The sequence below is a fragment of the Achromobacter pulmonis genome (assembly GCF_021733725.1).
Lineage (GTDB): Bacteria > Pseudomonadota > Gammaproteobacteria > Burkholderiales > Burkholderiaceae_B > Achromobacter > Achromobacter pulmonis.
Window position 1 is genome coordinate 963267 of record NZ_JAIFOT010000001.1, and the last position, 15040, is coordinate 978306.

15 protein-coding genes are annotated in these 15040 nt (G+C 65.9%); 8 read left to right on the top strand and 7 right to left on the bottom strand.

Annotation, left to right across the window (positions count from 1 at the left end; all coding sequences use genetic code 11):
• Positions 1-87 precede the first annotated feature (87 nt).
• Together K2W61_RS04360 and K2W61_RS04365 are read left to right on the top strand one after the other, a co-directional pair.
• Positions 88-1692, top strand: coding sequence for a gamma-glutamyltransferase family protein (locus K2W61_RS04360; RefSeq protein ID WP_175141609.1), 1605 nt, complete (start codon positions 88-90; stop codon positions 1690-1692).
• 52 nt (positions 1693-1744) lie between these two features.
• Positions 1745-2650, top strand: coding sequence for an NAD(P)-dependent oxidoreductase (locus K2W61_RS04365; protein ID WP_175134530.1), 906 nt, complete (start codon positions 1745-1747; stop codon positions 2648-2650).
• Between the two features lie 51 nt (positions 2651-2701).
• Here the strand turns inward: K2W61_RS04365 and K2W61_RS04370 are convergent, their stop codons facing one another.
• Entirely contained in the window at positions 2702-3334 is a 633-nt protein-coding gene (locus tag K2W61_RS04370) for an FMN-dependent NADH-azoreductase (RefSeq protein ID WP_175134529.1), read from the bottom strand.
• 124 nt (positions 3335-3458) lie between these two features.
• On the opposite strand from K2W61_RS04370, the gene K2W61_RS04375 reads away from it, so the two are divergent.
• A complete protein-coding gene (locus K2W61_RS04375; protein ID WP_175134528.1) occupies positions 3459-4400 on the top strand; it encodes a LysR family transcriptional regulator in 942 nt (313 codons plus the stop codon).
• Here K2W61_RS04375 and K2W61_RS04380 read toward each other — a convergent pair.
• The 6 genes from K2W61_RS04380 to K2W61_RS04405 form a co-directional block, all read right to left on the bottom strand.
• Positions 4394-5323 carry a 2-hydroxyacid dehydrogenase gene (locus K2W61_RS04380; RefSeq protein ID WP_175134527.1) on the bottom strand — a complete coding sequence of 310 codons (930 nt, stop codon included), beginning with the start codon at positions 5321-5323 and terminating at the stop codon, positions 4394-4396. The genes K2W61_RS04375 and K2W61_RS04380 overlap by 7 nt on opposite strands.
• A 113-nt stretch (positions 5324-5436) precedes the next feature.
• Positions 5437-6960 (bottom strand): tripartite tricarboxylate transporter permease, encoded by a 1524-nt coding sequence (locus tag K2W61_RS04385; RefSeq protein ID WP_175134526.1) that lies wholly within the window; start codon positions 6958-6960, stop codon positions 5437-5439.
• A 6-nt stretch (positions 6961-6966) separates the two neighbouring features.
• The gene (locus K2W61_RS04390; RefSeq protein ID WP_175134525.1) at positions 6967-7395 is read right to left on the bottom strand and encodes a tripartite tricarboxylate transporter TctB family protein; all 429 of its coding nucleotides are present in this window, start codon (positions 7393-7395) and stop codon (positions 6967-6969) included.
• A gap of 279 nt (positions 7396-7674) precedes the next feature.
• Positions 7675-9207 (bottom strand): sensor histidine kinase, encoded by a 1533-nt coding sequence (locus K2W61_RS04395; protein WP_236755107.1) that lies wholly within the window; start codon positions 9205-9207, stop codon positions 7675-7677.
• 7 nt (positions 9208-9214) lie between these two features.
• Positions 9215-9901 (bottom strand): response regulator, encoded by a 687-nt coding sequence (locus tag K2W61_RS04400; RefSeq protein WP_020925157.1) that lies wholly within the window; start codon positions 9899-9901, stop codon positions 9215-9217.
• Positions 9882-10454: an RNA pyrophosphohydrolase gene (locus K2W61_RS04405; protein WP_175141610.1), complete on the bottom strand. Its 573-nt coding sequence runs from the start codon at positions 10452-10454 to the stop codon at positions 9882-9884. The genes K2W61_RS04400 and K2W61_RS04405 overlap by 20 nt, the downstream gene beginning before the upstream one ends.
• 65 nt (positions 10455-10519) lie before the next feature.
• On the opposite strand from K2W61_RS04405, the gene K2W61_RS04410 reads away from it, so the two are divergent.
• The 5 genes from K2W61_RS04410 (at position 10520) to tolA (ending at position 15033) form a co-directional block, all read left to right on the top strand.
• Positions 10520-12250, top strand: coding sequence for a proline--tRNA ligase (locus tag K2W61_RS04410; protein ID WP_175134523.1), 1731 nt, complete (start codon positions 10520-10522; stop codon positions 12248-12250).
• A 67-nt stretch (positions 12251-12317) separates the two neighbouring features.
• Positions 12318-12740, top strand: a complete 423-nt coding sequence (ybgC, locus tag K2W61_RS04415) for a tol-pal system-associated acyl-CoA thioesterase (protein WP_175134522.1) — start codon at positions 12318-12320, stop codon at positions 12738-12740.
• Between the two features lie 2 nt (positions 12741-12742).
• On the top strand, positions 12743-13423 hold the full coding sequence (gene tolQ / locus K2W61_RS04420) for a protein TolQ (protein ID WP_175134521.1): 681 nt from the start codon (positions 12743-12745) through the stop codon (positions 13421-13423).
• Positions 13423-13881: an ExbD/TolR family protein gene (locus tag K2W61_RS04425; protein ID WP_175134520.1), complete on the top strand. Its 459-nt coding sequence runs from the start codon at positions 13423-13425 to the stop codon at positions 13879-13881. Before tolQ ends, K2W61_RS04425 begins: the two co-directional genes overlap by 1 nt.
• Positions 13882-13911: 30 nt before the next feature.
• Positions 13912-15033 (top strand): cell envelope integrity protein TolA, encoded by a 1122-nt coding sequence (gene tolA / locus K2W61_RS04430; protein ID WP_175141611.1) that lies wholly within the window; start codon positions 13912-13914, stop codon positions 15031-15033.
• The last annotated feature ends 7 nt before the right edge of the window (positions 15034-15040 follow it).

Genomic DNA, 15040 nt, shown 5'->3' on the forward strand with positions numbered 1-15040 from the left:
CAAAATACTACGACCCAATACAGGGTGTGCGCGCAACCCCGGACATCTACGTTAAGCTACGGGTTTACCCCCACGCGATGATTCGACATGAATTTCGACTGGAACAACCCCTACCCCACGCTGCGTACGCCGGTCTTCGCGCGCAATATCGTCGCCACCTCGCAACCGCTGGCGGCCCAGGCCGGGCTGCGCGTGCTGGCCAGCGGCGGCAACGCGGTGGATGCGGCCATCGCCGCGGCCGCGACGCTGACACTGACCGAACCGGTCAGCAACGGCCTGGGTTCGGATTGCTTCGCCATCGTCTGGGACGGCGCCCGGCTGCATGGCCTGAACGCCTCGGGCCCGGCCCCCGCGGCCTGGAACCCGGAGTACTTCCGCCGCCGGCACCAGGGCGTGGTGCCGACCCGCGGCTGGGACAGCGTCACCGTGCCGGGCTGCGTGGCCGGCTGGGCCGCACTGCATGAAAAACTCGGGTCCATGGCGTTCGCCGACGTGCTGGCGCCCGCCATCGATTACGCCGAACGCGGCTTCGCCATCAGCCCCATGGTGCAGCAAAAGTGGGCCGCGCAGGCCGATATGCTGCAGCCGCAACCTGGCTTCGCCGAACACTTCCTGCCACGCGGCCGCGCGCCGCAGATCGGCGAGCATTTCATCCTGAAAGGCGCCGCGGCGACGCTCAAGCGCATTGCCGCCAGCGGTGGCCGCGATTTCTACGAAGGCGAGACGGCGCACAAGCTGGTGGCCCACGCCCAGGCCCATGATGCCGCCATGACGCTGGCCGACCTGCGGGATTTCACCCCCGAGTGGGTGACGCCGATCAGCCAGGCCTACCGGGGCCATACCCTGCACCAGATCCCGCCGAACGGCCAGGGCATCGCCGCCCTGATCGCACTGGGCATCCTGCAGCACTTCGATCTGGCGGCGCGCCCGATCGACCACCCCGACACCCAGCACCTGCTGCTCGAGGCCATGAAGCTGGCGTTCGCCGATGTCTATACGCACGTGGCCGACGCCCGCCACATGCGCCTGGCGCCCGAGCAGATGCTGCGCTCCGATTACCTGGCCGAACGCGCCCGGCTGATCGACCCCAATGTCGCCCAGGTATTCGCCTGCGGCCATGCGCCGCAGGGCGGCACGGTCTACCTGACCGCCGCCGACCGCAACGGCATGATGGTGAGCTTCATCCAGTCAAACTACATGGGCTTCGGCTCGGGCGTGGTGGTGCCGGGCACTGGCGTCAGCCTGCAGAACCGCGGTCACTGCTTCAGCGCCGAGGCCGGCCATCCCAATGCCGTGGCGGGCGGCAAGCGCCCCTTCCACACCATCATTCCAGGCTTCCTGATGCGCGATGGCGCGCCGGTCATGAGCTTTGGCGTGATGGGGGGCAACATGCAGCCGCAAGGTCAGGTACAGACGCTGGTGCGCATGCTCGACTACGGCCAGCAGCCGCAGGCCGCCTGCGATGCGCCGCGCTGGAAATGGCACCAAGGGCTGGCCGTGGACATCGAGGCCTCGATGCCGGCCGCCGTTGTGCAGGGACTGCGCGCGCGCGGTCATGTGCTGCAAGGCATTGACGACCCTTATATGGACTTCGGTTCCGGCCAGTTCATCTGGCGCCTGGGCGATCCGGCAGTCGATGGCTACGTCAGCGCCAGCGACAGCCGCCGCGATGGACTCGCCGCCGGCTTTTGATTGCGTTAAGGTTACTGCCTCAGGTTTTCCTTTCCACAGCGGAGTCCCCTGCATGGCATCGATCGGTACCAAGAGCTACGACGCGGTCGTGGCCCAGAAAGTCGCATTCCTCGGCCTGGGCGTGATGGGCCTGCCCATGGCCGGCCACCTGGCTCGCGCCGGGCACGACGTCACCGTGTACAACCGCACGCAGTCCAAGGCGCAGGCCTGGGCGGCCGAGTTCGGCGGCCGCAGCGCCGTGACGCCGCGCGAGGCCGTGGCCGGCGCGCAGATCGTGTTCGCCTGCGTCGGCAACGACGACGACCTGCGCAGCGTGACGCTTGGGCCCGACGGCGCGTTCGCCGGCATGGCGCCAGGCGCGGTGTTCGTGGACCACACCACCGCCTCGGCCGATGTGGCGCGCGAGCTTTACGCGCAAGCCAAGGACCTGGGACTGAATTTCATCGATGCGCCGGTGTCGGGCGGCCAGGCCGGCGCGGTCAATGGCGCGCTGACGATCATGTGCGGCGGCGAGCAAGCCGTGTTCGACGCCATCAAACCGGTGGCGCAGGCCTTCGGCCGCGCCGTAACGCGCGTGGGCCCCCCGGGAGCCGGACAACTGGCCAAAATGGTCAACCAGATCTGTATCGCCGGCATCGTGCAGGGCTTGTCCGAAGCCGTGGCGTTCGGCCAGGCCGCCGATCTCGACATGAAGCTGGTGCTGGACGTGATCAGCAAGGGCGCGGCGCAGAGCTGGCAGATGGAGAACCGCGGCGGCACCATGGTCGACGATAAATTCGACTTCGGCTTCGCGGTGGACTGGATGCGCAAAGATCTGGGCCTGGTGCTGGCCGAGGCGCGCCACAATGGCGCCCGCCTGCCGCTGACGGCGCTGGTGGACCAGTTCTACGGCGATGTGCAGAAGATGGGCGGCGGCCGCTGGGATACGTCCAGCCTGATCAAGCGCCTGCGCGATTGACTGACCGCCCGGCATGAAAATAGCGGACCCCCGGGTCCGCTTTTTATCGTCTCAGGCCGCTTGCCGCGCAACCTGCGCCGGTGCCAGGTCGAGCGCATCGATGCGCTGGCGCGCCAGCGCCACCCCTTCGAGCGCCGCGACTTCGCCCATCGCCATGCCTTCGGCGGCGATGAAGGTGACCTCGTTCATGCCCAGGAAGCCGAGCATCTGCCGCAGGTACGGAGTCATGGTGTCGTTGGGGGTGCCTTCGGCCTTGCCGCCGCGCGCCGTCAGCACGAACACCTGCTTACCCTTCACCAGCCCCTCGGCCACGCCTTCCGGCGTATAACGGAACGTGACCCCGGCACGGGCCACGTGATCCAGATAGCTCTTGAACTGGGCCGGCAGGTTGAAGTTATAGACCGGCACCGCGAACACGACACGATCGGCCTGCAGCAGTTCCGCGATCAGGGCATCGCCACGTTCGACGATGCGTTGCTGCTCCAGCGTGCGCGCATCGGCGGGCGTGAACAGCGCGCCAGCGGTGGCGCCATCGAAGTACGGCAACGGTTCGGCGCCGAGATCACGGATGGTGACGACAGCGGCGGGATCGGCCTGCTTGATGCGGGCCACCATGTGGTCGGCCAGCTCCTTGCTATGCGAGCGGCTGCCGAGAATCGAGGACAGGATGACAAGGGTCTTCATAACGTGATCTCCAGTGCGGACCGCGAAAAGCGCGGGTCTTGAGTGCATGGCGTCACTGTAGATCGCTTAATTGATCACATAAACCCAGGTATGATGAACTGTTCGTTCCAAACATAGAACAATCATGCAAGATCTAAACGACCTCTATTATTTTTCCCAAGTCGTCGAACAAGGCGGTTTCAGCGCTGCGGCGCGGGCCCTGGATATTCCCAAATCCCGCCTGTCACGCCGCATTTCGCACCTGGAAGAAAGCCTGGGCGTGCGGCTCCTGCAACGCACCACGCGGCGCCTGCGCCTGACCGCCGCCGGTGAACGCTATCTGCACTACTGCCGCGAGATGGCCGCCTCGGCCCGCGCCGCCGACGACGCCATGCGCCAGCTGCAGGCCGAGCCCACCGGGCCGGTGGTGGTCAGTTGTCCGGTCTCGATCGCGCAGGACGTGCTGGCGCCGCTGCTGCCGGAATTCCTGGACGCCTGGCCGGCCATTTCAGTGCAGTTGCTGGTGACCAACCGCCGGGTGGACCTGATCCGCGAGGGCGTGGATCTGGCGCTACGCGTGCGCACCAAGCTCGACACCGACGCCGAATTGGTGGTGCGCCATCTGGGCACCGCGCGCGGCACGCTGGTGGCCAGCCCGGCCTACATCCAGCGTCACGGCGCGCCCGACACGCCGCAGGATCTGGCATCGCATACCACGCTGAGTTTCAGCGACCCGCAGAACGAGGTGCGCTGGCCGCTACGCAACGACAAGGGTGAAGAGGTGCATATCGAGCTCAAGCCGCAGCTGTCATGCAATGACTTCATCGTGCTGGTGGAAGCCGCCGTGCGCGGCCGCGGCATCGCGCTGTTGCCATCGATCGCGACCCAGGAAGAACTGCGCCGCGGCCAGTTGGTGCCGGTGCTGCCGCAATGGCAATCCCCGGAAGGCATCGTGCACTGCATTTACCCGTCGCGGCGCGGCATGATGCCGGCCGTGCGCACGTTGCTGGACTTCCTGTCGCAGCGCCTGCCCCCCACCTATCAGCGGCTGGAGAAGCAAGGCGCCACGGCGCCTGCGGCTCAATAGCCGCGCGCGCGCTCGACCACGCCGGTGATGGGTTCGCCGCGCATCAGCCGGGCGACCTTGCCGGCGATCTGCTCGATGCTCTCGTCGCGCAGCGTGCGGGCGGCGATGTGCGGCGTGACATGCACCCGCGGATCGCGCCAGAACGGATGGTCCTTGGGCAGCGGCTCGGTATGGAACACGTCCAGCGTCGCGCCGGCGATTTCCCCTTCTTCGAGCATCTGCACCAGGTCTTCCTCGACCAGGTGTTCACCCCGGCCGACGTTGACCAGATGCGCCTCGGGCAGCAACTGGCCGAGCGTGTCACGGTTGAGGATGCCGCGGGTGTCGGACGTGAGCGGCAGCACGTTCACCAGGAAGCGGGTGCGGGCCAGGAACGCCGGCAACGCGTCCTGGCCGGAAAAGGATTGCACGCCAGGGATCTCGCGCGGGCTGCGCGACCAGCCCGCGACCGGATAGCCAAATTCGGCCAGCGTCTGCGCCACGCGCGCGCCGACCTGGCCCAGGCCCAGCACGCCCACCGGCCAATCGGCCTGGCGCGTGCCTTCGCGGGTGTCCCAGTGCTGGCGCGCCTGCGACTCGTCGAAAGCCTGGAAATCGCGCGACACGCGCAGCAGCGCATAGAGCGCGTACTCGGCCATCTGCACCGACATGCCGGCGTCCTCGAGGCGGACGATGCGCACGTGCGGCGGAATCTCTTTCATCTGGAGCAACGCGTCCACGCCAGCACCCAGGTTGAACAGCGTCTCGATGCGGGTCTCGTGCTGGAACAGCTCGACCGGTGGTTTCCATACCAGGGCGACCTCGGCGCCGGACGGCGGGCCATCGGGATTCCAGACGGAAATGCGACAGCCGGGCATGGCGGCTTCCAGGCGCGGGACCCAGACGTCGGGGTCGTGCAGGGGACAGGCAAACAGGATATGCATGGCGGGAATCCGGACGAGCGAGAGAAACCGCAAGCATGGAGGAAGATGGCGCGTAAATCAAACGGCCCGGCATGAAGCCGGGCCGTTCGCCAGAAACAACGACCGCAAGCCGATCAGGCCGCTTGCGTCACCGCAGGCTTGTTCTTGTTGCGGTTGCGGCGCGCAAAGGCCCACAGTTGCAGCACGACCAGCAGCGTACTGGCGGCGATGAACCAGGCGCTGATGGGGCGCTCGATGAACACGGCCAGGTTACCGCGCGACAACAGCAGAGCACGGCGGAAGTTCTCTTCGACCATGGGCCCCAGCACGAAGCCGAGCAGGATGGGCGCGACCGAGAATTCCAGCGTCATCAGAATGGCGCCGATCACCCCGAAAGCCAGTACTTCCCAGATCTGGAACAGGCTGTTCTGGGTACTGAAGACGCCCACCGCGATGAAGAACATGGCCGACGGGAACAGATACCGGTAAGGCACCTGCAGCAGCTTGACCCACACGCCGATCAGCGGCACGTTGAGCACCATCAGCAGCACGTTGCCGACCCAGAAGCTGGCGATCAGGCCCCAGAAGATGTCCGGGTGCTCGGTAATGAGCTGCGGACCAGGCTGGATACCCTGGATCAGCAGGGCCCCCAGGATCAGCGCCATCACCGCGTCACCAGGAATGCCCAGGCTCATGGTCGGGATGAAGTCGACCTGCGTCTTGGAGTGCGACGAGGCTTCCGGCGAGGCCACGCCGGCGATCATGCCGGTGCCGAACTTCTCGGGCGTCTTGGAGATCTTGCGCTCCAGGGCGTAGGCCACGAAGGTGGTGATGGTGGGACCGGTGCCGGGCATGGCGCCGAACAGCGTGCCGACGGCCGTGCCGCGCACCATCGGCCAGAAGGCCTTTTTCAGTTCCTGCTTGCTCGGACGCATGTCGCGCAGGCTCAGCTTGGCGCCGCTGCCGATGATGGTCATGCGGTTGACGCTCATGAGGAAGTCGGCCACGCCGAACAGGCCCATCGAGATCGCCACCAGTTCCAGGCCATCGGACAGGTCGAGCAGGCCGAACGAGAAGCGGATGGTGCCGGTGTTCACGTCGGTGCCGACCACGCCGCACATCAGGCCGAACAGCGTCATGGCCACGCCCTTGAGCGGCGAACCACGCGACATGGTGGCGCCGGCCAGCAGGCCCAGCAGCATGATCGAGAAGATCTCGGTCGGGCCGAACTTGAACGCGATTTCGACCAGCAGCGGCGAGGCGAAGATCATGACGATGATGCCGACCGACGCCGCGAAGAACGAGCAGATCATCGTGATACCGAGCGCCGTCCCGCCCTTGCCCTGCTTGGTCATCGGATACCCGTCAAGGCAGGTGACCGCGTGCGGCGGGTGCGAAGGCAGGTTGAGCAGGATCGCGCCGATGGCGCCACCGTATTGCGAGCCATAGAAGATGCCGGCCAGCATCAGGATGGCAGGCACCGGGTGCATCACGTAGGTGAGCGGCAGCAGGATCGAGATGGCCGACAGCGCGCCCATGCCCGGCAGCACGCCAATGAGGTTGCCCACCAGCACGCCGAAGAACGACCACATCAGATTGTGGAGCTGGAACGCGACGCCGAAGCCGTACCAGAGGTCGGTCAAAGCTTGAGAAATCATGGCGTATCAACCCCAACGAAACAGCGGCAGCTGCAGTTGCAGCGCCCACCAGAAAACCACCACCGCGATGACGGACATGCCGACCGACAACACGAACGCCTGCTTGACCGTATTCTTGCGGTCGCCCAGGGCCGAGATGAACACAATGGCAAACGTGGCCGGCAGCAGCCCGCCGTAATGGCCCAGCAACAGGAAGGCCAGCGTGCCCAGCAGAATGCAGGCGCTGCCACGGAAATCCGGCAGTCCGTGCGCATGGCCGTCGCCAGGCGCGGGAGGCGTGGATTCGCCGGAACGCGCCGAGATCGCGATCAGGATCCCGGTTAGCGCCAGCAGTGCGCCCAGTGCCGCGGGAAAGAACCCCGGCCCCATGTGACTGAGCGTTCCGATGTGATAGTCCGTACCACCATAGATCGCCCCCAATCCGACAAGGACCATCAGCGCACCGCCGTAATAGTCCTTTCTATTAATTGTTTTTTGCACTTCCTTCCTCCTGAAGCAGGGTCGTGCGGACCCTCGGGACGGCACCCAAGACGTGCGCCGTCCGGCTTTTTCCAGCAAGCCGGCTGGCAGATTACGGAAGGAAGCTGCTAATTCGCTTTCTGTGCGCTGTCGCGATGCTGAATTCGGGGGTTATCCCTGATGGGAATCCGAGCGAAGCGCAAGATCGAGGAGGACAACCGAATGAAAGCTTGGGCGCGGCTGCGCGCCCGCCGGTCATTGTTCGCCGCTGAACTCGGCGTCGGCCGGCCGCGGGTATTGCGACACGGTCGTCGCCAGCGGCAGCCACAGCACCGCCGCCAGGCCCACTCCGCCCTGGGCGTTGGGCTCGCCGTCGCGCAATTCGATATCGCCGTCATTGCGGCGGGCATAGGCGCGGGCGATGGCCAGCCCCAGCCCCGACCCCGAGGAAGCCACCGGCTTGTCGGTGCCGACCCGCTCGAAACGGGCGAAGGCCCGGGCGCGCAAGAGCGGTTCCAGGCCAGGACCGTTGTCGGACACGGCCACCTCGATACGCTTATCGACCCGGCCGACCGAGACCGTGATGCGCGCGCCCACCGGCGCGTAGTGGATGGCGTTGTGCACCAGGTTGGACAACGCTTCGTGCAATTCAGCTTCGTTGCCGGACGCCGGCGCCTCGGCTTCCTGGCCTTGCTCGTTGACGGCCTGCACCCAGCCCAGATCCTGCTGTTTCTCGTGCGCCAGCGGCAGGTATTGCAATACCACTTCACGCGATACGGCATTCATGTCGAGCAATTGCCGTGGCACCTGGTCCGACTGGTTGGCGTGGGCCAGCGACAACAACTGCTCGGTCAGGCGCCGGGTGCGTCCCAGTTGGTCGACGATCGCGCGCAATCCCTCCTGGGCCCGGGCCGGATCGCGCTCGCGCAGGGCGTATTGCGCCTGGGTCAGCATGATGGCCAGCGGCGTGCGCAATTGGTGCGACGCGTCCGCCAGGAAGTGTGATTGCTCTTCGAGCACGCGGCGGTAGCGGGCGATGTGGTGATTGACGGCATCGACCAGCGGCGCCACCTCGCTGGGCACGCGCGATGCGTCGAGCGCGGTCAGGTCGTCGGGCCGGCGGTTGCGGATGTCGGCGCGCAGGCGGCGCAACGGCTTCAGGGCCCAGGACACGCCCCACCACACCAGCAGCACCACCAGCGCCAGCATGCGGGCATCGCGCAGGATTTCCTGCCGGCGGGCGCTGTTTTCGGCCTCGATGCGCTTGCCGGTGCTTTCGGCGACCAGCACCAGCACCTGGCGATGCGCCCCTTGGTAGTACAGGTCACGCACCAGCGACACCACCCGCACCGGGTCGTTGCGGTAGACGCCGTCGTAGAACACCGGCGGGCCATTGGAACGCGGCCAGCTCGGCGGGCGCGGCAGCTCGGGCATGCCCAGCAGGGTCTTGCCCTGCGCGGTCGGCACCGGCGCACCGTCCGGCAGCGGCGGATCGATCTGTTCGATGCGGAAGTACTTGCGCAGCCCGGCGCGCGATTCCAGCATGACCTGGGCGTACAGGGGCGTGGCCACCTGCAGCGACCCGTCGGGCGTGAACTCCAGACTGCTTTCCAGGACCCGGGCGGGTTCGACCAGCGCGCTGTCGTAGGCCTCGTTGGTGATTTCGGAAAGGGTGCGGTAGTCGTTCAGGCTGTCGATGACCAGCAGCGCCACCACGCCGGGCAGCAGCAGGATGATCAGCAGCGCGCGGATGCCGACCCGCGGCAACCCAGGAATCCGGAGGCTCACGTGGGGGTCAGGAGTCGGCGGCTTCGCTGGCGACGCTTTCCAGCATGTAGCCCAGCCCGCGCACGGTGACGATGCGCACGTCGCTGCCAGCCAGCTTCTTGCGCAGGCGATGCAGCACCACCTCGATGGCGTCGGGGTTGGCCTCGCTGTCGTGGGTGAACACCTTGCCGAACAGTTGCGACTTGTCCACCGGATAGCCGCTGCGCGTCAGCAGGGCCGCCAGGGCGGCGTGCTCGCGCGGGGTCAGGAACAACAGCGAACCGTCCAGCGTGAAGGCGCGGCTTTCGCTGTCGTAGGACAGCGAGCCGCACTGCAGGCGCGGATGCTGGCGGCCGCGGCTGCGGCGCACCAGCGCGGTCAGGCGGGCTTCCAGTTCTTCGAGGGCGAAGGGCTTGGTGAGGAAGTCATCGGCGCCCAGGTTCAGCCCGCGCACCCGGTCCTGCAGCGCGCCCTGGGCGGTCAGCAGCAGCACTGGGGTGCGGTCGTCGCGATTGCGCATCTCGCGCAGCACCACCAGGCCATGCTTGTCGGGCAGGCGCAGGTCCATGACGATGGCATCGTATTCGGTGCCCGCCATGAACGCTTCGGCCGTGCGCGCGTCGGCGGCGTGATCCGGCACAAACCCGCTTTGCGCGAGCGCGCGCATCAGCCAGGACGCCATGTCCCGTTCATCTTCAACCAACAATATGCGCATGACCGTCCGTTCCTTCGGGCAAGTTTTCTGCCGTCCGCTGCCCATGCACGCGCTGACGCAGGTAGCGGGTTTCGTGATGACGCCGAAAGAGGATTGCCGACAACTCGTTCAACGCCTGGGTGTAGACGTCGCGCTTGAACTCGATCACGGCATCCAGCGGCACCCAGTACTGGCTCCAGCGCCAGGCGTCGAATTCCGGATGCTGCGTCGCGCGCAGGCAAACGTCGCTGTCACGTCCCACCAGGCGCAACAAGAACCAAATCTGCTTTTGTCCTTTATAGTGGCCGCGCCACTCACGCCGGACGAAGTGATCGGGCACGTTATAACGTAACCAATCGCGTGTACGCCCCAAAATACGGACATGCTCGGGCTTCAGGCCCACCTCTTCATGGAGCTCGCGATACATGGCCTGCACCGGGCTTTCGCCGTACTTGATGCCGCCCTGCGGGAACTGCCAGGCATGTTCCCTGATACGCTTGCCCCAAAAGACCTCGTTTCTGTTATTGACGAGAATGATGCCGACATTGGGGCGGTAGCCTTCGCGGTCAAGCATGGGCCACCCCCACCGAATTCAATACAATTACAGTCGATTATACGTATCTGCTGCCACCTTTAAACATGCGCGCATCCAACTACCACATCAACACCCTCAAAGAAGCCCCTTCCGAAGCCGAAGTCGCCAGCCACCAGCTGATGACCCGGGCCGGCATGATCCGCAAGCTCGCGGGTGGCATCTACACCTACATGCCCCTGGGCCTGAAGATCATCCGCAAGGTCGAGGCGATCGTCCGGGAGGAAATGAACGCCTCCGGCGCCATCGAACTGCTGATGCCGGTGGTCCAGCCGGCCGAACTCTGGATGGAATCGGGCCGCTGGGAGCAGTACGGCGCCGAACTGCTGCGCATCAAGGACCGGCACCAGCGCGATTTCGTGCTGCAGCCGACCTCCGAAGAGGTGATCACCGACATCGCCCGCAACGAGATCCACAGCTACCGGCAGTTGCCGTTGAATTTCTATCACATCCAGACCAAGTTCCGGGACGAGCGCCGCCCCCGCTTCGGGTTGATGCGCGGCCGGGAATTCACCATGAAGGATGCCTACTCCTTCGACCGCGACGAGGCCGGCGCCCAGCGCAGCTACGACAACATGTACGCCGCCTACATGCGCATCTTCGGCCGACTGGGCCTGGAGTTCCGCGCGGTGGCGGCCGATACCGGCTCCATCGGCGGCAGCCGCAGCCATGAATTCCAGGTGATCGCCGACACCGGCGAGGACCTGCTGGTCTACAACGCCGATTCCGACTACGCCGCCAACATCGAACTGGCCGAGGCGCCCTGCCTGTACGCCGAGCGCGGCGCGGCCACCCAGCCGATGGCCGACGTGGCCACCCCGGGCGCGGCCAAGTGCGAGGACGTGGCACGCCTGCTGGGGCTGCCGCTGGAGCGCACGGTGAAGTCCATTGTCCTGGCCACCGACGGCGACAAGGGCAAGGTCGACATCTGGCTGCTGCTGCTGCGCGGCGACCACGAACTCAACGAAATCAAGGCCGGCAAGCTGCCGGGCCTGGCCGGTTTCCGTTTCGCCACGGAAACCGAGATCGTCGAGCATTTCGGCTGCAAGCCCGGCTACCTGGGGCCGGTGCGCACCGTGCGCCCGGTACACGTCATCGCCGACCGCACCGTGGCCAACATGGCCGATTTCGTCTGCGGCGCCAACCGCGAAGATTTCCACATCCAGGGCGTGAACTGGGGCCGCGACCTGCCCGAGCCGGAACGGGTGGCCGACCTGCGCAACGTAGTGGCCGGCGATCCCTCGCCGGATGGCAAGGGCACGCTGTCGATCCAGCGCGGCATCGAGGTCGGCCACGTTTTCTACCTGGGTAAAAAGTACTCCGAAGCCCTCAAGGCCACCTTCCTGGACGAGACCGGCAAGCCGGCCGTCCTGGAAATGGGCTGCTACGGCATCGGCGTCACCCGCATCGTCGGCGCCGCCATCGAGCAGAACCACGATGCCCGCGGCATCATCTGGCCGCGCGCCATCGCACCGTTCGAAGTCGTCATCTGCCCGGTGGGCTGGGGCAAAAGCGAAACCGTGCGTAACACCTCTCTGAAACTGTACGAATCGCTGCTGGCGCGCGGCGTGGACGTCATCCTGGACGACCGCGACGCCCGCCCGGGCGTGATGTTCGCCGAGTGGGAATTGATCGGCGCGCCGCTCCGTGTAACAGTTGGAGAACGCGGCTTGAACGACGGTGTGGTGGAATTGCAGGCCCGTCGCGAAACCGAAGCGGCCAAGATTCCGGTAGAGTCCGCGCTTGAAGCCGTGCTGACGAAACTCGACACGCTGTGAACCGCCTTAAACCCTGAAGCAAGAACGGACTTTCCGCGTCCCGACCCGCATTATCGAAACCCGCATCGTGACCGATCCGAAGTCCGCCGAATCCCTCCTGCAAGTCCGTGTCTATTACGAGGACACGGACGCGGGCGGGGTGGTTTTCTACGCCAACTACTTGAAATTCCTGGAGCGCGCCCGCACCGAATGGCTGCGCGACCTGGGGGTCAACCAATCCGGCCTGGCCGCTAGCGAACAGCGGCTGTTCGTCGTCCGCTCGCTGGACATGTCCTATCGCAAGCCGGCCAGACTGGACGATTTGCTTACCATACGCAGCCGGGTCACACGACTGGGCCGCGCTTCGATACACTTCGCGCAGCGCGCAGAACGGGACGGGGAACTGCTTGCCGAAGGCAATATCCAAGTCTGCTGCGTCGATGCCGTCCACATGCGGCCGGTGGAACTGCCGGCCGACGTCCGCGCCAAACTGGAATCAATTCAGGAATAACCATGCAAGCCACCAACGACATGTCGTTGCTTTCGTTGATTACGCACGCCAGCGTGCCGGTCCAGTTGATCATGCTGATGCTCCTTGGCATTTCGATCATGTCCTGGACCTACATCTTCGCCAAGCGGCTGGCCATCAAGCGCGCCCATGCCCAGACCCGCCGTTTCGAGGACGACTTCTGGTCGGGCGGCGACCTGTCGATGCTGCAACAGGCCGTGGCATCGCGCCGCGACGAGCAAGGCGCGCTGGCCCGCATCTTCGACGCCGGCATGACCGAATTCCTGAAAGCCCGCCGTGGCGGCGCCGTCAATGACGCCACCGCCCTGCTCGACGGCCCGCGCCGCGCCATGCGCGCCGCCTACCAGCGCGAAATGGACGCGCTGGAGTCGCACCTGAACTTCCTGGCTTCGGCCGGCTCGGTTTCGCCCTATATCGGCCTGCTCGGCACTGTCTGGGGCATCATGCACGCCTTCATCGGCCTGTCGAACATGCAGCAGGCCACGCTGGCCTCGGTGGCCCCCGGCATTGCCGAAGCGCTGATCGCCACCGCCATCGGCCTGTTCGCCGCCATCCCCGCCGTGGTGGCCTACAACCGCTTCACCAACGACATCGACCGCATCTCGATCCGCTTCGACAGCTTCGTCGATGAATTCCTGAACATTCTGCAACGGCAGGTGCGCTGATGCCCTCGCTAAGCTCGCGCGGCAGGTCCGGCCGCCGCATGAAGGCCGACATCAATGTGGTGCCCTACATCGACGTGATGCTGGTGCTGCTGGTCATCTTCATGGTGACCGCGCCGCTGATCACGCCGGGCCTGATCCAGCTGCCCTCGGTTGGCGCGGCGTCGGACGTTCCGGTCAAGCCCCTGGAAGTCCAGATTTCGGAAGACGGCAAGATCGCGCTGCGCATTCGCGAACCCGGCGCCACGATGCAGGACATCGCCCGCCCCGAGCTGGTGGCGCAGGTGCGTTCGCGCATCACGGCCGAGACGCCGGTGGTGATCGCGGCCGACGGCAAGGTGCCTTACGAAACGGTGGTGAAGGTCATGGACGAACTGCGTACCAATGGCATCACCCGCCTGGGCCTGCTGGTGGACCAATCCGCCGGCGGCAATCAGCCCGCTCCTGCGAAAAAACGCTAACGCGAGGCCTTCCGCCGGCTCGCAATGCCCATGACCCCACCCATTATTCGACACCACAGCGGCCCGCCGGCCACGCCCCCCAACAACGACAACCGGATCGCCCTGATCCTGGCGTTGCTGGTGCACGCGCTGCTGCTGGCCGTGTTGATCGTCAATCTGAACTGGCACACCGAAAATCCCGGTCCGGTGCAAGTGCAATTGTGGGCCGACGGCAATTCACCGGTCTCACCCCCGCCGCAGCCCGAACCGCCCAAACCCGAGCCCAAGCCGCAACCGGAGCCCGAGCCCGAGCCGCAGAAGCAGCCCGAGCCGGCGCCCGCGCCGCCGCCCAAGCCGGAACCGCAGGCCCAGCCCAAAGCGGAAGAAGTGGATCCGGAAATCGCCCTGCAGGAAGCCAAGAAAAAGCGCGAGCAGGAAGAACAGGCTCGCCAGGAGGCCGAGGCTGCAAAGGAAAAGGCGCGCCTGGCGGAAGAGCGCAAACAGGCCGAGTTGAAGGAAAAGAAGCGCCTCGAACAGGAACGCCAGGCAGCCGAGAAAGCCGCCGCTGAAAAGGCCGCAGCCGAAAAGGCCGCCGCGGACAAGGCGGCGGCGGACAAGGCCGCGGCCGAGAAGGCGGCTGCCGAAAAGAAGGCCAAGGAAGATGCCGCCAAGAAGGCGGCCGCCGAAAAGGCGGCGGCGGAGAAAGCCGCGGCCGAGAAAGCCGCAGCCGAGAAAGCCGCCGCGGCGAAGGCCGCTGCCGAGAAGAAGGCCAAGGAAGAAGCCGCCAAGAAGGCCGCGGCCGACAAGGCGCTCAAGGACGCGTTCCGCAACGACGCCCTGGGCGCGGCCGGCATCCCCGGCGGCACCGCGGATCGCAACCAGGCCGGTGGCGGCAACGACAGCGGCTATGGCGCCAAGGTCCGCGCCTGCGTGCAACCTGGCGTGGCCTACCCGCCTCCGCCGCGAAGCGGCTCGAACAATCCGACAGCCCAATACCGGGTAAAGTTAGGTTCTGACGGGAAGGTGAACGGGGTCACATTGACCAGTTCCTCCGGCAACGCGGGCTTCGACCGTGCGGTCGAGACCGGCATCCGCCGCTGCAACCCCTTCCCCAAGCCTTCGACCGGCCGCTACGAGCCCATCATTGACGTTGTCTACAGAATGTATGATTGACAGGAGA